At 29.5% G+C, this 25,767-nt stretch carries 22 protein-coding genes and 1 tRNA gene; 7 read left to right on the top strand and 16 right to left on the bottom strand.

Translation table 11 applies throughout. The features are described from left to right. Window positions 1-169 precede the first annotated feature (169 nt). Window positions 170-1,192: a LacI family DNA-binding transcriptional regulator gene (locus tag Q0776_RS03495; RefSeq protein WP_298365054.1), complete on the top strand. Its 1,023-nt coding sequence runs from the start codon at window positions 170-172 to the stop codon at window positions 1,190-1,192. A 90-nt stretch (window positions 1,193-1,282) separates the two neighbouring features. Here Q0776_RS03495 and Q0776_RS03490 read toward each other — a convergent pair. Continuing rightward, window positions 1,283-1,364 (bottom strand) — tRNA-Leu (locus tag Q0776_RS03490). Between the two features lie 124 nt (window positions 1,365-1,488). Here Q0776_RS03490 and Q0776_RS03485 point away from each other — a divergent pair. The 3 genes from Q0776_RS03485 (at window position 1,489) to pth (ending at window position 3,779) form a co-directional block, all read left to right on the top strand. Further along, window positions 1,489-2,430, top strand: a complete 942-nt coding sequence (locus tag Q0776_RS03485; RefSeq protein ID WP_298365053.1) for a ribose-phosphate pyrophosphokinase — start codon at window positions 1,489-1,491, stop codon at window positions 2,428-2,430. 21 nt (window positions 2,431-2,451) lie between these two features. Further along, a complete protein-coding gene (locus tag Q0776_RS03480; RefSeq protein WP_298365052.1) occupies window positions 2,452-3,078 on the top strand; it encodes a 50S ribosomal protein L25/general stress protein Ctc in 627 nt (208 codons plus the stop codon). Window positions 3,079-3,146: 68 nt separating this feature from the next. Then, window positions 3,147-3,779, top strand: a complete 633-nt coding sequence (gene pth / locus Q0776_RS03475) for an aminoacyl-tRNA hydrolase (RefSeq protein WP_298365050.1) — start codon at window positions 3,147-3,149, stop codon at window positions 3,777-3,779. Here pth and Q0776_RS03470 read toward each other — a convergent pair whose 3' ends face one another. From Q0776_RS03470 to Q0776_RS03410, 13 genes are all read right to left on the bottom strand, one after another. Then, complete coding sequence (locus Q0776_RS03470) at window positions 3,780-4,232, bottom strand: 6-carboxytetrahydropterin synthase (RefSeq protein ID WP_298365048.1); 453 nt, start codon at window positions 4,230-4,232, stop codon at window positions 3,780-3,782. An 11-nt stretch (window positions 4,233-4,243) separates the two neighbouring features. Continuing rightward, window positions 4,244-4,426, bottom strand: a complete 183-nt coding sequence (locus tag Q0776_RS03465; protein WP_298365047.1) for a hypothetical protein — start codon at window positions 4,424-4,426, stop codon at window positions 4,244-4,246. A 3-nt stretch (window positions 4,427-4,429) separates the two neighbouring features. Then, entirely contained in the window at window positions 4,430-5,185 is a 756-nt protein-coding gene (locus tag Q0776_RS03460; RefSeq protein ID WP_298365046.1) for an enoyl-CoA hydratase/isomerase family protein, read from the bottom strand. Between the two features lie 11 nt (window positions 5,186-5,196). Further along, on the bottom strand, window positions 5,197-6,531 hold the full coding sequence (locus tag Q0776_RS03455) for an MATE family efflux transporter (RefSeq protein WP_298365045.1): 1,335 nt from the start codon (window positions 6,529-6,531) through the stop codon (window positions 5,197-5,199). Then, on the bottom strand, window positions 6,524-7,033 hold the full coding sequence (locus Q0776_RS03450; protein WP_366138706.1) for a GNAT family N-acetyltransferase: 510 nt from the start codon (window positions 7,031-7,033) through the stop codon (window positions 6,524-6,526). Before Q0776_RS03450 ends, Q0776_RS03455 begins: the two co-directional genes overlap by 8 nt. Beyond that, window positions 7,033-7,881, bottom strand: coding sequence for an alpha/beta fold hydrolase (locus tag Q0776_RS03445; RefSeq protein WP_298365044.1), 849 nt, complete (start codon window positions 7,879-7,881; stop codon window positions 7,033-7,035). Before Q0776_RS03445 ends, Q0776_RS03450 begins: the two co-directional genes overlap by 1 nt. Window positions 7,882-7,885: 4 nt before the next feature. Beyond that, entirely contained in the window at window positions 7,886-10,627 is a 2,742-nt protein-coding gene (locus Q0776_RS03440) for a PD-(D/E)XK nuclease family protein (RefSeq protein ID WP_298365043.1), read from the bottom strand. Window positions 10,628-10,769: 142 nt separating this feature from the next. After that, window positions 10,770-12,131 (bottom strand): OmpA family protein, encoded by a 1,362-nt coding sequence (locus tag Q0776_RS03435; RefSeq protein ID WP_298365042.1) that lies wholly within the window; start codon window positions 12,129-12,131, stop codon window positions 10,770-10,772. Window positions 12,132-12,249: 118 nt separating this feature from the next. After that, complete coding sequence (gene kbl / locus Q0776_RS03430) at window positions 12,250-13,443, bottom strand: glycine C-acetyltransferase (RefSeq protein ID WP_298365041.1); 1,194 nt, start codon at window positions 13,441-13,443, stop codon at window positions 12,250-12,252. 36 nt (window positions 13,444-13,479) lie between these two features. After that, entirely contained in the window at window positions 13,480-16,626 is a 3,147-nt protein-coding gene (locus tag Q0776_RS03425; RefSeq protein WP_298365039.1) for a UvrD-helicase domain-containing protein, read from the bottom strand. Between the two features lie 53 nt (window positions 16,627-16,679). Then, the gene (locus tag Q0776_RS03420) at window positions 16,680-17,354 is read right to left on the bottom strand and encodes a hypothetical protein (RefSeq protein WP_298365038.1); all 675 of its coding nucleotides are present in this window, start codon (window positions 17,352-17,354) and stop codon (window positions 16,680-16,682) included. A gap of 97 nt (window positions 17,355-17,451) precedes the next feature. Beyond that, on the bottom strand, window positions 17,452-17,886 hold the full coding sequence (locus tag Q0776_RS03415; RefSeq protein ID WP_298365036.1) for a TerB family tellurite resistance protein: 435 nt from the start codon (window positions 17,884-17,886) through the stop codon (window positions 17,452-17,454). 65 nt (window positions 17,887-17,951) lie between these two features. Continuing rightward, entirely contained in the window at window positions 17,952-18,392 is a 441-nt protein-coding gene (locus Q0776_RS03410) for a TerB family tellurite resistance protein (protein WP_298365035.1), read from the bottom strand. An 89-nt stretch (window positions 18,393-18,481) separates the two neighbouring features. On the opposite strand from Q0776_RS03410, the gene mfd reads away from it, so the two are divergent. From mfd to Q0776_RS03395, 3 genes are read left to right on the top strand one after another with little or no spacing between them, the layout of a single operon-like run. Then, window positions 18,482-21,862, top strand: a complete 3,381-nt coding sequence (gene mfd / locus Q0776_RS03405; protein ID WP_298365034.1) for a transcription-repair coupling factor — start codon at window positions 18,482-18,484, stop codon at window positions 21,860-21,862. Continuing rightward, on the top strand, window positions 21,852-22,709 hold the full coding sequence (locus Q0776_RS03400; protein WP_298365033.1) for a DMT family transporter: 858 nt from the start codon (window positions 21,852-21,854) through the stop codon (window positions 22,707-22,709). The genes mfd and Q0776_RS03400 overlap by 11 nt, the downstream gene beginning before the upstream one ends. Before the next feature lie 2 nt (window positions 22,710-22,711). Beyond that, window positions 22,712-23,080: a hypothetical protein gene (locus tag Q0776_RS03395; RefSeq protein ID WP_298365032.1), complete on the top strand. Its 369-nt coding sequence runs from the start codon at window positions 22,712-22,714 to the stop codon at window positions 23,078-23,080. Between the two features lie 146 nt (window positions 23,081-23,226). Here the strand turns inward: Q0776_RS03395 and Q0776_RS03390 are convergent, their stop codons facing one another. Together Q0776_RS03390 and Q0776_RS03385 are read right to left on the bottom strand one after the other, a co-directional pair. Continuing rightward, window positions 23,227-24,819 carry an OmpA family protein gene (locus Q0776_RS03390; RefSeq protein ID WP_298365031.1) on the bottom strand — a complete coding sequence of 531 codons (1,593 nt, stop codon included), beginning with the start codon at window positions 24,817-24,819 and terminating at the stop codon, window positions 23,227-23,229. 15 nt (window positions 24,820-24,834) lie between these two features. Further along, window positions 24,835-25,737 (bottom strand): type IX secretion system membrane protein PorP/SprF, encoded by a 903-nt coding sequence (locus Q0776_RS03385; RefSeq protein WP_298365028.1) that lies wholly within the window; start codon window positions 25,735-25,737, stop codon window positions 24,835-24,837. Window positions 25,738-25,767 lie beyond the last annotated feature (30 nt).

Genomic DNA, 25,767 nt, shown 5'->3' with positions numbered 1-25,767 from the left:
TTAATTTTTAAATGCTTCTTTGATTAAAAAGATTAAATTTCACATTCAAATATATGCTCGCTTAACCATTTTATTTTCAATTTTATTACCGAAAACGATTTCGATTTTACCGAAAACGATTTCGGTATAAATTTTAGTTTATAAAAATTATGTGTTAAATTTGATCCATATGGAACAAGTAACCCTTAAAAGTATAGCCTCAGAATTAGGTATATCTATTACGACAGCTTCAAAAGCTCTAAAAAACTATCCTGATGTTAGTCCAAAAACTAGAAAGGCTGTAATTGATTTAGCAAGAAAGTTGAACTATATCCCAAATTCTTTTGCCGTTAATTTAAGAACTAAAGAATCCAAGGTTATTGGATTAATTATTCCAGAAATTGTACATTATTTCTTTTCAAATGTTGTTAATGCAATAATTGAATATGCAGAAAAAAAAGGTTATTTAATTATTACATTACAATCCAATGAATCGGACAAATTAGAAGAGAAACAAATTGAACTACTACTCAACAAAAGAGTTGATGGCATATTAATATCTCTCTCAAATAATAGAAAAGATTTATCTCCAATTCATAAAATAGTTGAATCTGGAACTCCCTTAGTATTATTTGATAAAATTTCTAAATTAATTAATTGTTCAAAAGTAATTATTAACGATAGAGACGCCGCTTATGCAGCTACTGAACATTTAATTAATACTGGATGCAAAGATATAGCTCATTTTAGAGGTCCTTTAAACCCTCAAAATTCAATTGATCGTTTTTTAGGTTATAAAAAAGCTCTTGAAGATTCCAAATTACATTTTGATAAATCTTTGGTTTACACTTGTGAAAAGGTATCTTTTGAAGAAGGTTATAATTTCGCAAAAGAATTACACCAATCCAACAAAAAAGTTGATGCAATTTTTGCAATCACCGATCTGGTAGCAATTGGAGCTATAACATATTTCAATGAAGCTAATGTGAAAATTCCAGAAGATATATCTATAATTGGATTTAGTAATTGGTTTATGGCTTCAGTAATTTCACCTTCACTTAGCTCTGTAGACCAACCGGGTTATGAAATGGGGAAAAAAGCAATAAAGCTATTATTAAAGGAAATTAAAGCAATTAAAAAAGGTAAAAAGATTAAACACAAAACTATTGTGCTACCTACCAATGTTATTAAAAGAAGTTCTACAAGAGATTAACATTTGATATTTTTTCAAACATTTATTAATAAGAAATAAAACAAAAAAACCTTAACAACTATTAATCATAGTGTTAAGGTTTTTTATTTGTACCTCGAGTGGGAATCGAACCCACACTCCCGAAAGAACTGGATTTTGAATCCAGCGCGTCTACCAGTTCCGCCATCGAGGCCTTTTGAATAGGTTTGCAAATTTATAAATAATTTTCATCAAAATCCTAAAAAAATCACGAAGTTGTTTAATAACTCTATTTTTAGTTTTAAATTTGCGCCCAACAAACAACAACATAACTACAAATGGTAAACAATCAACTTACTCCAAAAATTTTTGCTTGTAGGCAAAGCAAGGATCTTGCTCAGAAAATTGCAGATTCATATGGTCTTGAGCTTGGAAATGTCAAAATCTCAACTTTTAGCGATGGTGAATTTCAACCCGCATTGGTTGATTCTGTAAGAGGTAGAAGAATATTTATAATTGGCTCTACATTCCCAGATTCAGATAATTTAATGGAGATGTTATTAATTTTAGATGCAGCAAAAAGAGCATCAGCACGTCATATTACAGCTGTAATCCCATATTTTGGATGGGCAAGACAAGATCGTAAAGATCAACCACGTGTTGCAATTGGAGCCAAATTAGTAGCAAATTTATTACAAGCTGCTGGCGCAACTAGAATAATGACTATGGACTTACATGCAGATCAAATTCAAGGGTTTTTCGAAAAACCTGTAGATCATTTATATGCTTCAACAATATTTTTACCTTACATAAAGCAACTAGGTTTAGATAATATAACCGTGGCCTCTCCAGACATGGGAGGTTCTAAAAGAGCATACGCATACTCAAGATATTTGGAAAGTGATGTAGTAATTTGCTACAAAGAAAGGTTACAAGCAAATGTTGTTAGTTCTATGGAATTAATAGGAGAAGTTAAAGGTAGAAATGTGATACTTGTTGATGATATGATTGATACTGGAGGAACATTGGCCAAAGCAGCGGATGTAATGATGGAAAAAGGAGCTTTAAGTGTAAGAGCCGTTTGTACGCACCCTATTTTATCTGGTAATGCCTATGAAAAAATAGAAAACTCTAAATTAACAGAATTAATAGTTTCTGATACAATTCCTTTAAAAAGAGAGAGTTCTAAAATAAAAGTTGTATCTTGCGCGCCTTTGTTCGCAGATGTTATGCATAAAGTGCAAGATAATAAATCAATTAGCGGACAATTTTTAATGTAAATAATTAATAAATATAAATAAATGAAATCAATTACAATCAAAGGATCTCAAAGAGAAAGCGTGGGTAAAGCATCAACTAAAGCCCTACGTAATGCTGGAAAGGTACCTTGCGTATTATACGGAGGGGATAAACCATTACACTTTTCAGCTGACGAAATTTCGTTCAAAAATTTAGTGTATACCGCTAACGTTTATACTGCAATGATTGAATTAGAAGGAACAACATATCATGCTATTTTGCAAGATATTCAATTTCACCCAGTAACGGATAAAATTTTACACGTAGATTTTTACCAGTTATTTGATGATAAATTAGTAACAATGGAAATTCCTGTAAGATTAGTTGGAGTTTCTCCTGGTGTTATTAATGGTGGTTCTTTACGTTTTGCAATGCGTAAACTAAGTGTAAGAGCTTTACCTGCTGATTTACCAGACTTTATAAACGCTGACATTTCTAAATTAAAAATTGGAATGAAATTAGTTGTTGCTGAATTAGCTGATGAAAAATTCTCTATACTTCACCCAGAAAACACAGTAGTAGTTCAAGTTAGAACTGCACGTAGTGCTGTAATGCCTGAGGATGACGAAGATGAAGAAGGTGAAGAAGGAGCTGAAGAAGGAGCTGAAGAGTCTGCTACAGAAGAATAAAAATTATTTTTCAAAATATAGAAAAGCGTTGCAATTGCAACGCTTTTTCTTTTTAGTACATTTGTAAAATGCAAATCATTCGTTTTATCAAAAGTCTTTTTAAAAAAGAAGTAAAAGAAACTATTGAAGATCTTATGAAAAAATATTTAATTGTAGGTTTAGGAAATATTGGTGAAAAATATGACGATACGCGTCATAACATTGGTTTTAAAATTTTAGATAAAATTGCCTCTAAAGAAGAAATTAACTTTGAAAGTAGTAAATTAGGAAGTGTTGCTTCTTTCAGATTTAAAGGTAGAACCTTTATTTTATTAAAACCTTCAACCTTTATGAATTTAAGCGGAAAATCAGTAAAGTATTGGATGACTAAAGAAAATATACCTCTAGAAAATGTATTGATTATTTGTGATGATTTAAACTTAAATTTTGGAGTTATTAGAGTAAAAGCAAAAGGAAGCGATGGCGGTCACAATGGTTTAAAAGACATAAACGCCGTGCTACAAACTCAAAAATACGCTCGTTTTAGATTTGGCGTTGGAGACGAGTTCTCTAAAGGACGACAAGTAGATTATGTTTTAGGTAAATGGAACGAAGATGAATTTAAACTATTACCCGAACGTTTAGAAAAATCTGCTGAAATTATAAAATCCTTTGGTACTGCCGGTTTAAACAATACTATGAACGCTTACAATGGAAAATAACTACGCATTATCACTCGCATACCACTCTGCATGAGAAGTTCCCGTTTCTTGTAACTTTAAAGAATGTAATTTAATGGTTACGGGTAATCTGCTTTTAATTTTTTCGGCAAAATCAATTAACATCATTTCACTTGTAGGTTGGTAATTAACCAATATAACATTGTGTCCGCGCTTTTCTAATTCTTCAGCTAATTCAACATGTGGAGTATTTTTATTAAAAACTGTTGCATGGTCAAATTTGTCTACAATTTCAGATAGTACTATTTTTTTTAAATCCCCAAAATCTATAACCATCCCATATTTAACATTTGAAACATCATTAATTGGAATTCCAATTACTGTTACAGATAGTTTATAACTATGTCCGTGAACATTTTTACATTTTCCATCGTAACCATACAAAGCATGTCCTGTTTCAAAATCAAATTGCTTTGTTATTCTAATATTACTCATGATTAAATTCTTTAGTCCTCTAAATCTTTTCTGTTTTTTGCTTTGTAATACACAAAATATGCGACTCCTACCAACACAACAAAAGGCAAATATGTACCAATTACCACTCCTATTTCGTAACCCTTATCTGGGGCATTTTGAATTTTCTCTTCAATATTTAATTCCTGTAAAGGATTAATAAAACTAGCTAACATAAACTATTTTTTAAACTTGTTTAATGCATTTTTTGCTGATGTAGACAATACTAAATTTCCGCTTATTTCAGCACGTTTTTCAAGTAACTCCACCCAATTATCAGTTCCAGTCCATAAAGCTTTTTTCATCTCTACTAATGCCTCAGGATTGTATTTAGATAGTTTATTAGCCAACACATCAACCTCAAAATCTAATTCTTTTATAGTTTCTAATACTTTAGCATATAGTCCTTTTTCCTTTGCCCAATAAGCATTTTGCCAACTTGTGGCATCCAAAGTTAATTCACTCAAAGCTGCAATACCCATTTTTCGCTCTACTGCGGGTGCTATTACAAATGGGCCAATGCCAATTGTAAATTCTGATAATTTTATAGACGCGGCAACTGTTGCAAAGCAATAGTCACAAGCCGCCGCTAACCCAACTCCACCTCCAACAGTTTTTCCTTGAATACGTCCAATAATTAGTTTTGAACAGCTTCGCATTGCATTTAGCACATTTGCAAAACCAAGAAAAAACTCTTTTCCTTTATTAAGATTATCAATTGCTAATAGTTCATCAAATGAAGCTCCCGCACAAAATGCTTTCTCTTTTTCACTTTTAAGAATAATAACTGATACCTTGGCATTATCACTCAATTCATTAAAAGCCTTTGCCAACCTATCTAATAATTCTTTTGGCATAGAATTACTTGCTGGATGATAAAATTCAATAGTAGCTACGCTATTTTGAATATGTGTATATAAACTTCCGTTACTCATAATGGTCAAAGTTACATGTTTTTATGTAAATACTTATTTCTAAATTTAACAACCAAAATTCCAGATCGCAATAACATCCAAACTGTAAAAGCAATCCAAATGGCATATAATTTTAAATTGAAATAATCACCAATTAACAATGTTGGAATAAAACCTAAAAAAGTAGTTACAATTAATAGATTTCTTAATGTAACAGCTTCTGCTAGTCCTTTAAAAATTCCATCAAAAACAAAGGCAACTGCGTTAATTGGCTGCATAATTATTACAATCCAAAAAATACCATAAAAAGATTCTAATACCAATTTATCTTTTGAAAATAATTGACCTATTTCATCATAGAACAAGCTACAAAAAACGGCTAATATTAATGCAATAATTATTGAGTACCTACTAAGTTTAATACTTAGTTTCCAAAGCATTTCATAGTTTTTTTCTCCAAGTAATTTTCCAGAGACAATATTTCCAACACTTGCATAACCATCAATAAAAAAAGCAAAAAACAACCATATTTGGAAAGCTATGGTTTGTGCTGCAATGTAATTATTACCGTATTTAGTAGCAAATGAATTGGCCAAATACAATGCAATATTTAAAGATAATGCTCTAATAATTAAATTAAAACTAATTGAAAGCAAATTTTTAATTTCCTTATTAAACGGAAATCTTAACTTATAACTGAAAGGTGTTTTTTTATATAAAAGAATTATTGCCAATAAGGCCATAACAGCTTGTGAAATAACACTTGCCCAAGCGGCCCCTTCAACATTCATTGGATTTATAAATCCTTCAATTCCATAAACCAAAACAAAATCTAGCGCAACATTTAAAAATGCACCTGTAATACTAATAACCATTGGCCAATAGGTGTTTTGCAACCCTCTAAATACACCAAAAGCCGAAAACACAAATAAAGTTAAAGGAAAACCTATTGCCCTTATTTTGTAATATGAGACCGCGTAATTTAAAATCAATCCTTCGGCATTGTAAAGCTTAAAAATTTGATTAACAAAAAATAAGGTAACAACATATATTACAATACTCAACGCTAAATTAATTGCAATTATTTGGGCTGGTAAGGAATCAATTTCGTGAAGTTTGCGAGCTCCTAAATATTTTCCAATAATTGCTGAAATAGCCGACCGTGTTTGCGCCAAAATCCAAACTAACGCCGATATAAAAGACCCTGCTATACCAACCGCGGCCAAAGCTTCTGTTGGATTTATTTGTATATTACCAACAATTGCAGTATCCGTTATAGACAATAATGGCTCTGCAATTCCTGATATTATAGCTGGTATTGCAAGTTTATTAATTCCTTTAAAAGTAATGTTGGATGATTTATACATTTAAAACTTTTTCAAAACAATAAAATGGAAATTCACTTTGATTAGGAAAATATATACTTTCTAATTGCACATAATTTCTTTTCTTATAAAATCGATTATTTCTTTCATTTTTACTAAAGGTATCTAACCTTATTGATGTAAAGTTTTTTTTTGCTGCATAATTTTCAGCAAAGTCCATTAGTTTTTGAGCATACCCTTTTCCTTGAAACGAAGGTAAAACAGCTAACCTGTGGATATATAAGTGTATTCCATTATTAGAAAGCCATTTAACTTTTTTATATTCGACATCTTCAATTTGAGTGAGTACTATTATTCCTATATTAACTTTATTTACAACTAATTTCCAAAGCTGATTTAACTCTATATCTTGTTGCAAAACCTTTTTTGACGGGTAATTGTTATTCCACTGAAAAATCCCTTTACCTTCCAAATGTTTCGCACAACTTTTGGTTAAAGAGAAAAGTTCCTCAACATCTGATAAAACAGCTTTTTCAATTATCATTACTTTTTTAGTATAAATTGAATTGTACGATCCACAACTTCAGCCAAATGAATAGGCATTTCTGGTTCACTCCAAGGTTGAGTGCACCCCAAAGGATGATTCATGTTTTCTATAATAATTAACTCACTTTTTGAATTCCATTTATGTAAATTTTTCGCTTCAACTAGTTTTACTACTTCATCATTTTCCCCATGAACTATTAAATGAGGAATTTTTAAATTCTCCGCAGCATTTTTAATTGTTAAGCGATCTTCATTTTCCTTAAAATTTGTATAAAATTGAAAATAATGTGGCATCTGTTGTTTGGTTCTAGCATTCTCAATATAAGAAACGCCTGCCTTTTGCCACATTTTTAAGGGTTCACCAACTGGAAAACGAACTCCAAAATCGGAAACACCACTCCATGAAACTACTTTTTTAACTTTTTTGTTTTCTGAAGCTTTTAAGGTTACAATTCCTCCACCTCGCGAATGACCAATTAAGGTTATATTTTCTGGATCAATTTCGTTGATAAATTCTGAATTAGAAATAACCCAATTTATTATTGTTTCCAAATCTTCTAATTCTAGAATAAAATTATTTTCTCCAAATGCTTTCAAATCGGGAAAATCAATCGGGTTTTCGAGTGTTCCTCCGTTATGTGAAAAGTTAAACTTCACAAAAAAACTTTCATTTTTCAAAAATTCATTCACCATTAAATTCCAAGCTCCCCAATCTTTATAACCTTTATAACCATGGCAAAATATTACTATGGGTTTTTTAAGGTTATTTTTATTAAAAAACACGTCTGTAACAATTGGTTTACTATGTATTTTACTTTTTACTGGTATATTTAATAGTTTTTTCATTTTTTTAAAATGGTAAATTTTCGTTTTGAATAAATGGAACTTCTGGGTTTAATATTTCTTTTATTAAAATTTTAATTTCTTGCATAAAATCACTAATTCTTTCTTCGGAAACTTGAGTATCAACACCTCCTCTTTTTTCTGAAAAATTCATTTTTAAAAAGCCCGAATTTAAATTTTTGAATGATATCACTCCACTTTCAAACTTAATTAATGGTTTTTTATTATTTTCTAAGTACATATAAGAGTAAAGCATAACTTGCATTGCCTTTGTATACTTATAATTTTGACTGATAAGGCTAAAATCGGATAATTTTAACTCACTAGATATAACTTTTCCAGTTTTATAATCAATAATTCTTGTAACTCCATCTAATTCATCAATTCTATCAACAATACCTCTAATTTTTATAGGAAAATCAATTCCCTCAATGTTAATGTTTACATTTAAAAATTGTTCAAGCGCTATAACTTTCAATTCTTTATTATTTTTTATCAAGTTTAATTCTTGATTTAAAAACCTATTGATATGATTTTTACAAACTTCGAAAATTAATTTATTTTTACCAGATTCTATATTGCCTTTTAAATAATGCTTTTCAAAATATTTAAGCAACAATTTATTTGATCTTTGTTGCATTTCAATAAAAGAATCCTTTGTTAAATATTTACCTTCAAAAGGTTTATACAAATTTTCTAAAACATCGTGTATTACTGTACCCATTGTATTGGCTGCAATGGTTTCTTCAACCTCATCAACATCATATATTCCTAATATTTTTTGCTCGTAAAATTTAATAGGATTATAAATATAGGTAGCTAAAGCTGAAGGAGATATTCCTTTTGTAAAAACTTCTTTTAGTTTTTCAAGTACATCATTTGTTTTATTAATTTCAATTAAGCTATTAGTTGTTTTTTCAAGTTGAGGACTTATTATTGTACTTTTTATAGATGGGTTTTTAATTTCTAACTGAGTTAAAAAACGACTTTTTTCTCCAGCTCCATATCCATCCGTTTCCGTATTATATAATAAATAAACCTTTTTTGCTCGTTGTAATAATCGTTGAAAATGATATGAAAAAATAGCGTCTTTTTCTTGATATGTTGGTAAACCAAAATATTTTTTAACATCAAATGGAATAAACGAAGCCTCATTTTTACTTCCTGGTAATATACCCTCGTTTACTGAGGTAACAATTATTGTTTCAAAATCCAATACCCTAGTCTCAAGCATTCCCATTAATTGTAAACCTTTTAATGGTTCACCTTGAAAGGAAAGTTTTTCATTTAATAAAATTTGACTATAAAATGAGTAAAGCGTTTTTAAATCTGATATATGGTTATACGAATTATTTAAGGACCTTATTTGTTGAAATATTTTGTAAAATCTAAACAAATACTCTTTGTCAACACCATCTACTACTTCTTTTAAATAATCAATTAATTGAACACATTGTTGAATTATTTCATCTAACGAATTTAATGGGTTTAACATAGAAATAAAGAAGTCTATTTTATTTAATTCTTCTTCTAAAATAAAACTCTTTATATCCTTTGCTGAAATAAATAATTTATTTTCCTTTTTTAAACTTGCAGCAATTTTTTGACATATATCCCCTTGTAATTTATTTAAAAATGGGTCGTTTAAGAGGTTTAAAACGTCTATATAATAAAATTCCCTAAGTAATACCTTATTAAACTTTTGCTGATTTATAAGCGCCTTAAATACCTTATCGAACAAGCTAGATAAAGGCATATCCTTTAAAGGATAACCCATTGTAATATTTATATTCTTAACACTGTTTGGCAGTGAATTTAAAGTTAAAGTTAATAAGTTTTCATCTGCAAGTATTAACGCGGTTTTTTCATAACTTTCAATACTTTCTAATAACTCACCAGCATATTTAATTTGAGATATATTTTTTGGTGCTCCAATAAGCTCTATCTGTTTGGTCTCATTCAAATCAGAATCAATCCATAAAAAAGTATTAGATTTATAATAAACCCAATCTTTTTTGTATTTCCTTAGGAAAACACCCGCTTCATTATTCTTATTAAAATATTCAATGTTGGCATCCCAATAAACTGTTGCTATATTTGAATTTAAAAATTCTTGAAAAATATATTCTTCTGCCTTATTTAAAGCATTAAAACCAATAAATACAACTTGTTTATTCTTATTGTTTTCAATATAAAACTCCAAATTTTCGGTGGCTTCTTTATATATTAAACCTTGATACCCAAAATTATTTGATTTTAATTTTTCATAAAGAGCCTTGTATAAATTCCCCAAATATTCGAAAAATTTGAGGTAATTTACCGCTAACTTACTTGGAGATTTATCCTGAAACCAAACATCAATCTTTTTTATATCACTTAAATTTGAAAAGAAATCTTTGCTATTAACTAAATAACTATCAATTTCGTTAAAATCTTTAAGAGCCATTGTTGCCCATTGAGAAAAACTTTCGAAAGATTCTTGTTCATCTTTTGGGATGATTTCTTTATAAACTGAATAAAATTCAAAAAGTAATTGAATATTGTCAATTAATTTAATATCAGCTAATTCTTGAATATAATTTTCAATGCTAACAATTTTTGGCAAGAAAAAATTTGATGATGTACAATCAATAAGTTCTTTTTTAAAAAAAACACATGATCTTTGACTTGGAAGTACAAAAATCAATTTACTAATATCTGTACTTTTTTCGAGAATGTCTTTTACAACTTTTGAAATGAAAGAGTTCATAGGTTAATTTAAAGTTATAAAATTAAAAAAGGCTTTTTAAATAGTATTCTCTTTTTCTAAAATTTTTATGAATAGTTTTAAATATAAAAAAGCCACTTTAATTAAAAAGTGGCTTTTCTTTATATTGTTTAAACAAATGAAATTATTTCATTTCATTTATTTCAACTCTTCTATTATTAGCTCTACCTTCTTTTGTTGAATTAGAGTCGATAGGAGCAGTTTCTCCATATCCTTGAGCTCTTAATCTGTTAGCAGAAATTCCTTTACCTACAAGGTAATCTTTTACTGCATTAGCTCTATTATTAGATAAAGTCATGTTACTATCAGCATTTCCAGTATTATCAGTATGACCATCAACAGAGAATCTAAACTGTAAGTTTTGGTTTTGACTTAATATAGCAGCTACTTTATCTAAAATTGCTGCAGCATCAGGTCTGATATTCCATTTTGCAGTATCAAAGTTTACACCTCTAATAGCAGCATCTAATGATAATTGATCAGCAAAAACTTCAGGACAACCTTCATTTTTAGCAGGACCAGGAACTTCAACACATCTGTCAATTAAATCAATAACACCATCTTCATCAGTATCTTTGAAAGGACAACCAGCGTTTGTTTTAGGACCAAATACATCTGGACAAGCATCATCTTTATCAGCTGTTCCATCTTTATCTTTATCAGGACATCCGTGAGTTAATTTTGAACCAGCAACTTCAGGACATTTGTCTTTTGAATCTTCGATTCCATCTCCATCAGTGTCAGGGCATCCTGCAAAAGCAGCTAAACCAGCAACATCTGGACATTTATCACAACAATCCATTACACCGTCTTTATCAGAATCTGTATCAGGACATCCGTTTAACTCAGCTAAACCAGCCACATCTGGACATTTATCTTCTTTGTTGTTTACACCGTCACCATCTCTGTCTTTATTACCTATTTTCCAAGTTAAACCAAGAGAATGTTGATACATTTGAAAATCTACAGGAGTTCTTACGTCTTTATATCCAGAAGTAAAATTGATTCCAACATTATCGCTAATCCAAGCGTTAAATCCTGCACCATAATTTAATCCTAAACCATTTTTAGAACCAACCCAGTTTTCACCTCCACCAACATAAATAAAAGGATCAAACCATCCAGTTTGACCAACAATATTATTTAAATCATATTTTACATTTAAATCTAAACCGAAAAATGTAACGTCAGTTCCAGCTCCCCAAGGTCTGTCAACTTTATTTGCAGCACCAGCTAACTCTAAGCTAAATCCTTTTCCAATATATCTTCCTAAACTAATTCTACTTAACCATGGAATCATATTTACATCATTTCCTTTAGAATCATAAGATCCAAAATACCCAGAAGTACCATCTGAAGGTGTACTAATATCAATGGCGTTCGTTCCAAACGTTAACATCCACGGATTTTCTTTGTCTTGAGCGCTTGCGTTGCTATAGGATGCAATTAATAACAAAGCCAAAATGGCAATTTTTAAATGTTTCATTTTCAATAAATTAAATTAAATGTTCTTTTTATTTTTAAAGTAAAATAAGCTATCTTTACATAACTAATGTAGCAAATTTACAAAATATTCTGAAATAGAAGACAATATTATAACAAATCTAAATAATTTTCAATTTTTTACCCACATTTTTAAAGGCTTGTAATGCTTTATCTAAATGTGTTTTATCGTGTGCTGCCGACAATTGAACTCTTATTCTTGCTTTTCCTTTTGGCACAACTGGAAAAAAGAAACCTATTACATAAATTCCTTCATCCAATAGCATAGTTGCCATAGTTTGAGATAATTTAGCATCATATAACATTACTGGCACTATTGCCGAGTCTCCTGGTACAATGTCAAAACCTGCGGCAATCATTCCTTTTTTGAAATAATTAGTGTTCCATTCTAATTTATCTCTTAATGAAGAATCATTTGAAATTATTTCAAAAACTTTTAATGAAGCGCCTACAATTGCTGGAGCTAATGAATTTGAAAATAAATAAGGTCGCGAACGCTGCCTTAGTATTTCTATAATTTCTTTTTTACCAGTAGTATATCCACCCATTGCTCCTCCTAAAGCCTTTCCTAAAGTCCCAGTAATAATATCAACTCTTCCCATAACATTTTTTAGCTCTATAGTTCCACGGCCCGTATCTCCTATAAATCCTGCAGCATGACATTCATCAACCATAACTAGTGCGTCGTATTTATCTGCTAAATCACAAATTTTATCTAAACTAGCTACAACACCATCCATTGAAAAAACTCCGTCCGTAACAATAATTTTAAAACGATGTTTTTTTTCTTTTGCCTCAATTAGTTGTTTTTCCAAATCTTCCATATTGTTATTTTCATAACGATAACGAGCAGCTTTGCATAAACGAACTCCATCTATAATAGATGCATGATTTAATGAATCTGAAATAATTGCATCTTCAGCAGAAAATAAAGGTTCGAATACACCTCCATTTGCATCAAATGCGGCAGCATATAAAATGGTATCTTCAGTTTGGAAAAACTCAGCAATTTTCGCTTCTAATTGTTTATGGATATCTTGTGTTCCACAAATAAAACGTACTGAAGACATTCCATACCCATGAGTATCCATTGTATCCTTTGCGGCTTGTATTACATCTAAATTATTTGAAAGTCCCAAATAGTTATTTGCACAAAAATTAATTACCTCTTCACCTGAGCTTATTTTTATAACGGCACTTTGAGATGAAGTTATAATTCGCTCGGTTTTATACAAACCAGCATTTTTAATATTTAAAAGCTCTTGTTGTAAATTTTGTTTTATTGAACCATACATACTTTTAATTTTTAAGTGAATTAAAGTTATAACTTTTTAAACTTCCTCGATAGCAATTTTATCATTTATATATACTAATATTTTTTTATCGACCGTATATCCCAATTCTTGTAAAACATTTGCATAATTATTTATTTGATCGTGATATTTTTTATTTGGCACTCCCGTTTTATAATCTAGTATTGAAACTTCTTTATTATTTATTACCAACCTATCCGGAATAATAATGTTTTTGGTTTTGGTTACTATCTCTTGTTCTGTAAATATTTCATTATTTTGATTAAAATACTGTTGCAATAATTCATGATTTACAATTTTACAAATAATTAGGTTCAATTTTTCGAATTCAACAACACTAATAACTCCTTTGTACAAATATTGCTTTAAAATAAATTGAATATCATTTTCAGTCTTTACTTGCGCTAGAATTTCATGAATCAAATTTCCATAATCAATTGCCTTCCCTTGTTCTGTTTCCCACAATAAAGAAGAGTTTGCAACAATAGTAATGTTATGATTTTTCCAAGAATTAGAAATGAACATTTTTTGAGTAGTGGTTAAACTTTCTTTTTCATTTGGAATTACTAAACGTTCTTTTTTTCCAAAACAATAATCAACCTGCTCTGGATTCCAATATCCACCTTTTTTTAAATAATTTATAAACAGTTCCGAAACTCTTTTAAATCCATCATCATTTTTTGATGCTTCTTTTTTTTCTGAAATAATATAAAGCTGTTCTACAGCTCTTGTTAATGCAACATATAAAATGTTAAAATTATCTAATTCAAGCTCTTGTCTGCGTTTGCTATGCAATTGTTCTCCTTCTTGTCCTATATAATTTAATTTAGAACTATAATTAACAAGTACAGATTCAATGGTACCAGTCGATTGGTAATTATACCAAATTTTCGGCTTTATTTGCTGGTAAATTTCAATGTCGAAAGGAAATATTACAACAGGAAATTCTAAGCCTTTTGCTTTATGTATAGTCATTATTCGCACCGCATTTTTTGCTTCGGGTGCAACTATGCTTAGTTTGTCTTTTTTTGATTCCCAAATTTCTAAAAAGTTTGTAATTGTAGCTTGTTTTTTTTGTTGAAATTCAAAAACAAAATCTAAAAAGAATTGTATTTCCGAATCTGATTTTATTGCCAAATTAAAACTTCTAATAATGTATTCAAAGCTTTCATAAAAAGGAGTTCTAATAAATTCGTTGTAATTAAAATGGAGATTGTAATTCTTTAACTCTGTAAAAAAATCTGAGACTGATAAGTTTACTAAACTTGCTAAAAAAGTATGTTTTTCAATGGTTAAGTTTAAAAGATCGTATAAAAAATATAGAAGTTTAACTTTTAGTTCTTTGTTTAAAGGATTGGTTAAAAAACTTAATAGATTAATTACAAAATCAACTTTATTATTGTTTTTAATTAATAATGTTTCGGACGAAATTATATCAATCTCATTCTCCGATAAATAATTGGCAATAGCAACTCCTTGCTTTTTTGTTCTAACCAAAACACAAATTTCGTTTTTTTCAAAAGCACTATCTAAGTTTTGTATTGTTTCTAAAACTTTCTTTGGGTAAACCAGCTCTTTTTCTTCATCATCTTTTTCTTTTTCAACAAATGATAATTGTACAAATCCTCCAAGGTTTTCATTTATTTTTTGAGAATTCCCTTCAAAATATAAATTACTATGTTCTTTATTGTTTAAAAATTGAGAAATGTATTTAAAAAATGAATTATTAAATTCAATTACTTCGGAAAAACTTCTGTAATTAGTATCTAAATTAGACAACTCCTTAGCAATATAAAAAGGGTTGCTACGTTTACTTTTTTCATTTAAAGAAAGTGCAATAAATTGCTCTGGATCTCCTCCTCTCCAACGGTATATGGATTGTTTGGCATCACCTACCAACAACAATTGCCCAGTTTGGCCTAGTTCATTTTCTGATGTAATTGAATTTTCAATTAATGGAATTAAATTTTTCCACTGTAATTGTGAAGTATCTTGCATTTCATCAAGAAAATAATACCTAAATTTTTCACCAAGTCGTTCATAAATAAATGGAGCCGGCTCGTCTTTAATACTATCGCTAATTAATTGGTTAAACTCTGCATTTAACAAAATATTATTATCGCTTTTTAATTCTTGAAGTGCTTTATTTATGTAATTTAAAACTGCTAGTGGAATTAAACTTTCTAACAATAAATCATTACGTGTTTTTTGCTGAAAAAACTGTTCGGACAATTCATATAAATCAATTAACTCTTTAATAATGCTATTGATAGAGGATTTAATAGTGTCGGATTTTGATTTTGAATAATATACCTCTTCCTCTAATCGGAGTTTTAATTTACTTTGATCAAAAAACTTAGCTTTTTTATAATCTGATGCCAAATTTTGAAAATGCTTGGGAATTAAGGAATAATAAAAATCTTTAAAATCAACTCCAATTGCATTAATAAGAGAAAGACCTTTTTCGCCAATAATTTTATATTGTTCTATTATATTTTTATTTTCTTTTTGAAGTTGCTTTTTTAATGTATCAAATTCATCAATAGAAATTTTACCTAAAGATTTTAAATAAGTAATGTCATTTTCATTCAATATAATTGATGCAAATTCTTTGAGTTCGAGTGAAATATCCCAGGATTTATCATCGTCTAACTTTTGAATGGCATAGTTAACAAGCAACTTTGTAAGATCTTTATCGTCTCCAATTTTTGAAATTACAACATCAACGGCTTCGTTCAATAAACTTTGAGCGTCCATTTCAACATCAAAATTCATTGGAAGTTTTAAATCGTAAGCAAATGTTCTAATAATTTTATGGGTAAAACTATCTATTGTTGTAATATTAAATCCAGAATAATTTTGTAAAATAGCACTTAAAACTTCTTCAGAATTTCGAAAAATTTCCTCTTTAGCTAAGTTTGTTTCATTGCAAATTGCTAATAACATGCTATTAGTTTCGGAATTTGAAAACTTTTTTAAATTTTCAATTACCCGCTCCTTCATTTCTCCAGCTGCCTTATTGGTAAAGGTAATGGCTAAAATTTGTTGAAATTTATAAGGATTTTTACTTAACAAAATTAATTTTAAGTACTCTTTTACTAAAGTGAATGTTTTTCCACTTCCTGCTGAAGCATTAAATAACTTGAAAGGTTTGTGCTCTTGCATTTACATAAATTATAATGCAAGTTACTAATAAAATGGTTTGTAAAAAAGCTTTGTTACTTCCCGTTTCTCCAATTAAATCTTTTCCTTGCATTCCACATAAACCTTCTATGAGGATCAAGTTTCATTACTACACTAAAAGTATAAAAAACATGTGGTATAAGTGAAAAATCGGGAGAGTTATATTTAACGCCTCCTTGAGCACAAAATCCTATTGCATCATTAAACCAGTATTTACCTCCAACACCAGCATTTACTGTTCCACCACTCTTATCTGCAAAAGTGTATCCTCCTCCTGCATAAACATAAGGAATAAAATAGTTTTCAGGATTTACAAAACAATATTGTACATTTCCATCAAAACCCAAATAATCTGTTTCTTCTACAACATTATCTCCTAACTTTTTAATTTTATTCATAGAAAATTGAACATCAAGAGAAATTCTATTTTTCCAATAACGAGTAACATTAATACTAGGACCTCCAACATTCCAATGATCTTCTGCATTTGAAATTTCGTTAAAGAATCCATCAGGATTTCCTTGAGAAACATCAAGTTTAGGGAAGTTTTCTTTGAAATTTTTGGGAGTCATAAATGGAAAATAATCTACTGCATTTACACCTACACCTACTACCCATTTACTGTTTGCATCCTGAGCACTTAAAGCACTCATCAACAACATATTAAACAGCAAAAGCAGCGTTACTTTTTTAAACAATCCTAATTTCATAGTTAAAGGGGCTTGTTAATTCTTAGTGATAACAACGTAAAAAAAGTAAATAAATTATACTTACTGGGGTAATTTATTACGTTGAATAAAAATTATATTAAAATCTATTTACTTGTTTTATTGCTTTGGTAAAATCTTCTAAATCAGTGTTATTCAAAACCAAATGAATTGCTTCATCGGATAATTTTTCAACATTATCGATTGGAAAACCTAAACCAATACATATTTTTCTTAAAACTCCCATTTCTTTATGGGTTACTTCATCATCTGCATAAATCATTTTAGCCAAATCATATAAATGCTCTATTCGCTCATCATAACTATGCAATCCTTTAATTGAATAATTTTCAGGAGATTCAAGAATTTTTTTATATTTATCGTCTAAAATATGAAATCTATTCGCAACTCTTTTTAATAATTTTTCTTCACCTTCAGTAATAACATCGTCAGCCAAAGCTAATTGAACAATGCTAGCAAAATGAGCAATATTCTTACTTTGCTCTCCACTTAAATTAAAATCTGAAACTCCCATTATTTTATTTTTATAATCGCAAATATAAATAAACCAATAAAATATTAGCAATTATTAAAATAAATTTAATGTTTTATTAAGTTAACTTTTTTAATTGCAGCTTTAAAATCTTCTAATTCGGGCTCTTTCATAAAAAATTTAATTGCCTCTTTTACAACTAATCTAGCATTTTCAGCTGGAAAACCAAGTCCTATTGCAATTCTATCCATTAAGGAAGTTTTGTCAATGGTTGGATTTCTATCTAAAAATAGCATTTTGGTTAAATCATACAACCTTTCAAGCCTATCACTATAACTAACTGGTGAATTTACCGGATACTTGTCTGGATCTTTGAGTATAGATTCAAATTCTTTTTTAGAAATATCTAATCTTCTAGTTAAACGATCTAATAATATGCGCTCCTTTTTATCAATCTTATTATCTCGTAATGCTAATTTTACTATTGCCGCAAAATGCCCAATATTCTGTTCGTGTAATCCTGTTGGGTATAAATCTGAAATTGACATAATAAATACTTTTTACTGGTTCTCTTATAAATTTACGGATTTTTTTTGATTTTTACATAAAATGGTATCTTTGGCAAAATTTGCATTTTTTGAGTAAGCAAAACATTATTAAATCATACGAACAAATTGTTGAGAAAAAGCAATTAGTTCCATTACTTTCGAAAGATAATAACCAAATTCAAATTGCGAATTTGGTGGGATCGTCATTGTCTTTTGTTATTTCCGAATGTTTTAAAGAAGTAAACAAACAATTCCTTTTAATATTTACAGACAAGGAGGAAGCTGCTTATTATTTAAACGATTTAGAACAATTATTAAACGACAAAGATGTACTGTTTTATCCAGGATCATACAGAAGACCTTATCAAATTGAAGAAGTAGACAACGCAAATGTTTTACTAAGATCGGAAGTTTTAAATAGACTAAATTCTAGAAAAAAACCCGCAATTATTGTAACCTATCCGGACGCTCTTTTTGAACAAGTTGTAACTAAAGCCGAACTTAATAGAAATACATTAAAAATTAGTGTAAATGATAACCTTACCTTAGATTTTGTTAATGAAATTCTATTTGAATACAATTTTAACAGAGTTGACTTTGTTTCCGAACCCGGTGAATTTTCAGTAAGAGGTGGAATTATTGATGTTTTTTCATTTTCGCATGATGAACCTTATCGAATAGAATTTTTTGGTGATGATGTTGATAGCATTAGAACTTTTGATGTTGAAACGCAGTTATCAACAGAAAAACTAACAAAAATTAGCATTATGCCCAATGTTGAAAACAAAACATTGGATGAAAAACGTGAGAGTTTTTTAAAATACATTTCTTCTAAAACTGTAATTTTTGCTAAAAACACAGACTTATTTACCAAAAGATTAGATAAGTTATTTATTAAAGCAGAAGAAGAGTTTAAAAAATTATCATCCGCTATAAACCATGCAGAACCCAAAGAGCTTTTTTGCAATGGAGAACTTATTAAAAACCAACTAAAAGATTTTACATTTGCCGAAATATTAAATGCACAGAACACCAATTTAGATGTAAAAACTCAAAAAAAAGTTTTACAAAACGAAACAAAGGATGTTCTAATTTTTAATACAAAACCACAACCTTCTTTTAATAAGCAATTCGATTTACTTATTGAAGATTTCCAAAAAAACTCAGCAAACGGATTTACAAATTACTTGTTTTGCGATTCTCAAAAACAAGCTGATCGCTTTCATGATATTTTTGAAGATGTTGATGAAAAAATTGAATATAAAACTATAGTTTTTCCATTATATCAAGGTTTTATTGATATTGAAAATCAATTTGTTTGCTATACCGATCATCAAATTTTTGAACGTTATCATAAATTCCGATTAAAAAATGGATATGCCAAAAAGCAATCAATTTCATTAAAGGAACTTACAAACCTTGAAATTGGAGATTTTGTTACTCATATAGATCACGGTATTGGAAAATTTGGTGGACTTCAAAAAATTGATGTTGAAGGAAAAAAACAAGAAGCCATTAAACTTATGTATGGAGAACGAGATATTTTATATATAAGTATTCACTCACTTCATAAAATTTCAAAATACAACGGTAAAGATGGTAAAGCTCCTAAACTTCATAAATTAGGATCTGGAGCTTGGAAAAAACTAACGCAAAAAACAAAAACTCGAATTCGTCATATTGCATTTAATTTAATTGAATTGTATGCAAAGCGAAAAATGAAAAAAGGTTTTCAGTACCAACCCGACAGTTATTTGCAACATGAGCTCGAAGCAAGCTTTTTATATGAAGATACTCCAGATCAATCCAGTTCTACACAAGATGTAAAAAACGATATGGAAAGTGAACAACCAATGGATAGATTGGTATGTGGCGATGTTGGATTTGGTAAAACTGAAGTTGCAATAAGAGCCGCTTTTAAAGCTGTTGACAATGGAAAACAAGTTGCCATTTTGGTACCAACAACAATATTAGCTTTTCAACATTTTAAAACATTTAGTGAACGTTTAAAAGATTTTCCTGTTTCTGTCGATTATTTAAATCGATTTAGGACAGCTAGCCAACGAAAAGGAGTTTTAAAAGGACTTGAAGATGGTTCTATTGATATTGTAATTGGAACACATCAATTAACCAACTCTACAATAAAATACAAAGATCTTGGACTTTTAATTGTAGATGAGGAACAAAAATTTGGAGTTGCAGTAAAAGATAAACTAAAAACACTTAAAGAAAACGTTGATACCTTAACATTAACCGCCACACCAATACCAAGAACACTCCAATTTTCATTAATGGCAGCTCGTGATTTATCCATTATTAGCACACCACCGCCAAACCGAGTACCTATAGAAAGCCATGTAATTCGCTTTTCTGAAGAAACCATAAGAGATGCCATTCGCTATGAAATACAACGTGGAGGTCAAGTATTTTTTATTCACAACAGAATTGAAAATATAAAGGAAGTTGCTGGTTTATTACAACGTTTATTACCAGATGCTAAAATTGGAATTGGTCACGGACAAATGGAAGGTAAAAAGTTAGAAAGTTTAATGCTTTCTTTTATAAATAACGAATTTGATGTTTTAGTATCTACCACCATAATTGAAAGTGGATTAGATGTTCCAAATGCCAATACTATTTTTATAAATAATGCAAATAACTTTGGCTTGTCAGATTTACATCAAATGCGAGGAAGAGTTGGAAGATCTAACAAAAAGGCGTTCTGTTATTTTATTACACCTCCATACCATATGATGACAGATGATGCACGAAAAAGAATTGAAGCTATTTCACTTTATACAGATCTAGGAAGCGGAATAAATATCGCTATGAAAGATTTAGAAATTCGTGGTGCAGGAGATTTATTAGGTGGTGAACAAAGCGGTTTTATTAATGATATTGGTTTTGATACGTATCAAAAAATATTAAATGAAACTATTGAAGAACTTAAAGAAAATGAGTTTAAAGATTTATATAAAGATGAATCTAATAAACCTAAAGAATATGTAAAAGAAATCCAAATTGATACTGACTTTGAAATTTTATTTCCAGATGATTATATAAATGTAATTTCTGAAAGATTAAGTTTATACAATAAATTAAGCGATCTTAAAAATGAAGAAGAATTACAAAATTTCGAAAATGAATTAGTTGACCGGTTTGGAGAATTACCAACTCAGGTGGTAGATTTGTTAAATAGTGTTAGAATTAAATGGATTGCCAAACATTTAGGTATGGAACGTTTAATTTTAAAGAAAAATAGAATGCTTTGTTATTTTATTTCAGATCAACAAAGTTCTTTTTATAATTCCCCAACATTTGTTAAAGTAGTTAATTATGTTCAAAAAAACCCAACAACCTGTGTAATGAAAGAAAAAGAAACAAAGTCGGGATTACGATTATTATTAACATTTATTAAAATTAACTCGGTTATAAAAGCCTTAAATACATTACAAAATATTGAAAACTAGCCATATAAAACATCTTACAGAATTAAATTTTGCAATGATGTTAATTAGTACTTCGGGAGTATTAGGACGTTATATTTCTATGCCTCCACCAATTACTATTTGGTGGCGAAGCGCTTTCGCAGTATTATGTTTAGCTATTTTTATTTGGTATAAAAAAATTAACCTAAAAATTGGTTCAAAAAGAGATTTAAGAACCATTATTATAAGTGGTTTTTTAATGGGGACACATTGGATTACCTACTTTTATGCACTTAAATTATCAGGAGTTGCCATTGGAATGCTTGCAATGTTTACCTATCCAATTATAACCGTTTTCTTAGAACCTTTATTTTTTAAAACACGACTTAATTTAAACCATGTATTCCTAGGGATTTTGGTGCTTGTCGGAATTTATTTTTTAACCCCCGAATTTGATTTAGGAAACAATGTTACCCTTGGAATTTTATCCGGAATTATTTCTGCAGTTTTCTACGCAATTAGAAATATATTAATGAAAAAGAAAACTGCAAGCTACCATGGTTCCATGTTAATGTTTTATCAAATGATAATAATTACAATAGTTTTATGGCCAGTATTTTTTGTTTTTGAAGGAAATCCATCGACAAATGATTGGCTAGGCTTAGGCGCTTTGGCTTTATTAACTACGGCAGTTGGGCATACTCTTTTTGTATTAAGTATGAAAAACTTTTCTATCGGTACAATAAGCATTATGAGCAGTATTCAACCAATTTATGGTATACTATTTGGAATGTTATTTTTAAGTGAAATACCTGGTTTAAAAACAGTAATAGGCGGAGTTCTTATTATTGCTACGGTTGTAATTGAAAGTTTTGCTTCAAGAAAATAAAAATGGAATACTTTAAAGTTATCGAAAAAACCACTTGTGAAAATATTCTTCAAGAAAAAATTAATCCTCAAACTCTCGACCTTTTTACTGAATCTATGTTATTTTTAGAAGGGAATTCAACAGAATTTAATGGGCTAACACTTTGGGGAGAGTTTCAAATAAGCTATGCTAAAATTAAAGGTGGTGTTCGTTTTACTTTGTTAGATTGTCCAAATGCATTAGCTTGGACCATAACAACCGGTTATCCTCCAAATAAAGAAGCAATTATATTACATGTAACGATAAATAGAATACAAAAACCTCAAGAATTTATTGAAGAACTAGACGATTTTATTAAAGAATGGGAAGAAGGATTGAATAGAAATTTTTAAAATAGTTTCGTTTAACGCCTTATTAATTAAATTTCTCCAAATTTATGAGAAGTTTTAAATAGGTTTTGATTCGCAATAAAACTAGAATATACAAAAAAAGCAGCTCAATTAAACAGCTGCTTTTTTTAATCTTGATAATTAGTTATTTAATTTTCATTAACCACTTCTGGGTTCAAAATCACAAATTCCGTTCTTCTGTTTAATTGATGTTCTTCTTCTGAACATCTAACACCATTTGAACATTTATTAACTAATTTTGTTTCACCATAACCTTCTGCAGTTATTCTAGATGAATCAATTCCATTTTCAATTAACCATTCTAACGATGATTTTGCTCTTCGGTTTGATAAATCCCAATTGTATTTATCAGAAGCTCTACTATCGGTATGTGAACCAAGCGCAATCTTTATTTTTGGATACTTTGTCATTACTCTTAACACTTTTCCTAACTCTATTGCAGCATCTGGACGAATAAATGACTTATCTAAATCAAAATAAATTGGATCTATATTTACCATAAGCTTACCTCTAACAACAATAAATTCACTTGGACTTAATGTTAAGCCTATACCTAACTCAAGATCTCTCACATCTGATGTTTCAAACTCTTCACTATCTTTATCGTAGTTTTCCTTAGTTCCAACTACTTTATAAGGTGTTTTACAATCTAGTTTAAAGCTAAACGAAGCATATTTATCCGCAATTACGCTTTCAATTTTCTTACCGTCTTTATCATACAACACAACTAAAGCACCTGGTAATAATGCTCCTGTTACTTTTTCTCTAACTACACCTTCAACCAATTGATTACAATCAAGTTCTTCTGGTGCTAGTTCTTCAAAATAATAAATATCATCATCTCCTTTACCAAATTCTCTGTTTGAAGAAAAATGCCCCCATTTTTCACCTGATTTATATACAAAACAAAAATCATCCTTTCTACTATTAATAGGTGTTCCCAAATTCTTAGCAGGTTCAATTGCTTCTCCAGCAACTATTTTTGTAGCGTATACATCTAATTGTCCGTACCCATCTATATACCCATCTGATGAAAAATATAGTACATTATCATCACTAATAAATGGAAATCTTTCACTTCTTCTAGTATTTACATTTGGACCTAAATTAACTGGCTTTCCATACGTACCATCTGAATTAATGTCTACAACAAAAATATCTGTTGAACCCAATGAACCAGGCATATCAGAAGTAAAATACAACTTGTTTTCTTTTTTATTTAAAACAGGGTGCCCCGTTTGATAATTGTCACTATTAAATGGCATAGGCTTAATATTTGTCCATTCTCCATCGTCACCAATAGTTGCTTTATATATCTGTATTAGTACCCAACCTTCCTCATCCTTTGAGGTTTTTTTATTGATATAATTATCTCTTGAAAAATAAACTGTTTTTAAATCTTTTGTAAATGCAGCATTCGATTCATGATACTTTGTATTTATAGTTTTCGAAAATCTTTCAACGTCATTAATTTCACCGTCAGGACCTAAAGTCCCCTTAAGTAACTCTAAGTATGGCTGCTTATTTAAATACCACTTTCTATTTCTAATAGATTTATCTTTTCTGGATGAAGCAAACACGGCCTCATTTTCTCCATAGTAAGTAACTCCAAAATCGGATAATTTTGTGTTTTCAGAAATGTTTTTTATTTTATAATTAACATCTTGTGCATTTATAAAACCTGCACAAAACAATAGTATAATTAGTGTAATTTTTTTCATATTTCTGTTTTTTAATTAAAAGAATCTTGGACTCTTTATTTTTTTAATATTAAAATCAAATAACAACATAATTTCGTGAGATCCTGAATTAAAATCTCCAAATTTAGAAGTTGTATAATCATAGGCATAACCAACTCTAAAGTCATCATTTACCTGAAATCCAATCATTCCACTAATAGAATCATCAAATCGATGTGATAAACCTAATTCCACCCTTTCATCAACCAATAAATTTAATGATAAATCAACAGATAATGGTGCTCCAGCTGTCGCTTTAATCATTGTAGATGGTTTTAACTTTAAATTATCCGCTATATCAAACACATAACCAGAGGTTAAGAAATAATGCATTTTTTCAGAAGCTGTACTTACAATTCCTCCCTCTTTTTCAAGATGCTTTGTTTCTAAAAAATTAGGTGCTGATAATCCCAAATACCATTTATTGGTATAATAATAAATACCAGCTCCAAAATTTGGTGAGGTTTGGTGAATAGGAATATTTAATGGATCTGGATCAACAGTTATTAATTCTCGTACATCCATAAAAGTAACCCCGGCTTTTAAACCAAATGCCAACCTACCTTCTTCTGAAGTAAAAATGGTATATGAAAAATCAGCATAAACATTGTCTTCTTTTACAGGTCCTATTTCGTCATGAATAACGGACAAACCTAAACCTACTGCATTTCCAACAGGTGCATGTGCCGAAAGTGTTACCGTTTTTGGTGCTCCTTCTACTCCAACCCACTGTGTTCTTCCCAATAAACCAATACTTGGAATACCTTTTGAACCTGCGTATGCCGGATTTAAAATATTCATATTATACATATACTGCGTATACTGAGGATCTTGTTGACCAAAAACTGTTGTTATGGACATTAAGATTACAAATCCTAAAAGTAATTTTATTTTTTTCATAAACTTCGCTTATAAATTTTTTAAAGGAAA

This window comes from uncultured Lutibacter sp., from assembly GCF_947495725.1.
Taxonomy (GTDB): Bacteria; Bacteroidota; Bacteroidia; order Flavobacteriales; family Flavobacteriaceae; genus Lutibacter.
Note: the sequence above shows the minus strand (reverse complement) of the source record. Positions and strands in the feature narration are given on the sequence as shown.

Excerpts from the sequence above, each read along its gene's own strand:
- Q0776_RS03385 (WP_298365028.1), bottom strand. The coding sequence starts at position 25,737 with ATGAAAAAAATAAAATTACTTTTAGGATTTGTAATCTTAATGTCCATA.
- Q0776_RS03480 (WP_298365052.1), top strand. The coding sequence starts at position 2,452 with ATGAAATCAATTACAATCAAAGGATCTCAAAGAGAAAGCGTGGGTAAA.
- Q0776_RS03465 (WP_298365047.1), bottom strand. The coding sequence starts at position 4,426 with ATGTTAGCTAGTTTTATTAATCCTTTACAGGAATTAAATATTGAAGAG.
- Q0776_RS03415 (WP_298365036.1), bottom strand. The coding sequence starts at position 17,886 with ATGGGAGTTTCAGATTTTAATTTAAGTGGAGAGCAAAGTAAGAATATT.
- Q0776_RS03485 (WP_298365053.1), top strand. The coding sequence starts at position 1,489 with ATGGTAAACAATCAACTTACTCCAAAAATTTTTGCTTGTAGGCAAAGC.
- Q0776_RS03420 (WP_298365038.1), bottom strand. The coding sequence starts at position 17,354 with ATGAAATTAGGATTGTTTAAAAAAGTAACGCTGCTTTTGCTGTTTAAT.
- kbl (WP_298365041.1), bottom strand. The coding sequence starts at position 13,443 with ATGTATGGTTCAATAAAACAAAATTTACAACAAGAGCTTTTAAATATT.
- Q0776_RS03390 (WP_298365031.1), bottom strand. The coding sequence starts at position 24,819 with ATGAAAAAAATTACACTAATTATACTATTGTTTTGTGCAGGTTTTATA.
- Q0776_RS03470 (WP_298365048.1), bottom strand. The coding sequence starts at position 4,232 with ATGAGTAATATTAGAATAACAAAGCAATTTGATTTTGAAACAGGACAT.
- Q0776_RS03440 (WP_298365043.1), bottom strand. The coding sequence starts at position 10,627 with ATGAACTCTTTCATTTCAAAAGTTGTAAAAGACATTCTCGAAAAAAGT.
- Q0776_RS03435 (WP_298365042.1), bottom strand. The coding sequence starts at position 12,131 with ATGAAACATTTAAAAATTGCCATTTTGGCTTTGTTATTAATTGCATCC.
- Q0776_RS03410 (WP_298365035.1), bottom strand. The coding sequence starts at position 18,392 with ATGTCAATTTCAGATTTATACCCAACAGGATTACACGAACAGAATATT.
- pth (WP_298365050.1), top strand. The coding sequence starts at position 3,147 with ATGCAAATCATTCGTTTTATCAAAAGTCTTTTTAAAAAAGAAGTAAAA.
- Q0776_RS03455 (WP_298365045.1), bottom strand. The coding sequence starts at position 6,531 with ATGTATAAATCATCCAACATTACTTTTAAAGGAATTAATAAACTTGCA.
- Q0776_RS03445 (WP_298365044.1), bottom strand. The coding sequence starts at position 7,881 with ATGAAAAAACTATTAAATATACCAGTAAAAAGTAAAATACATAGTAAA.
- Q0776_RS03460 (WP_298365046.1), bottom strand. The coding sequence starts at position 5,185 with ATGAGTAACGGAAGTTTATATACACATATTCAAAATAGCGTAGCTACT.
- Q0776_RS03395 (WP_298365032.1), top strand. The coding sequence starts at position 22,712 with ATGGAATACTTTAAAGTTATCGAAAAAACCACTTGTGAAAATATTCTT.
- Q0776_RS03450 (WP_366138706.1), bottom strand. The coding sequence starts at position 7,033 with ATGATAATTGAAAAAGCTGTTTTATCAGATGTTGAGGAACTTTTCTCT.
- Q0776_RS03495 (WP_298365054.1), top strand. The coding sequence starts at position 170 with ATGGAACAAGTAACCCTTAAAAGTATAGCCTCAGAATTAGGTATATCT.
- Q0776_RS03425 (WP_298365039.1), bottom strand. The coding sequence starts at position 16,626 with ATGCAAGAGCACAAACCTTTCAAGTTATTTAATGCTTCAGCAGGAAGT.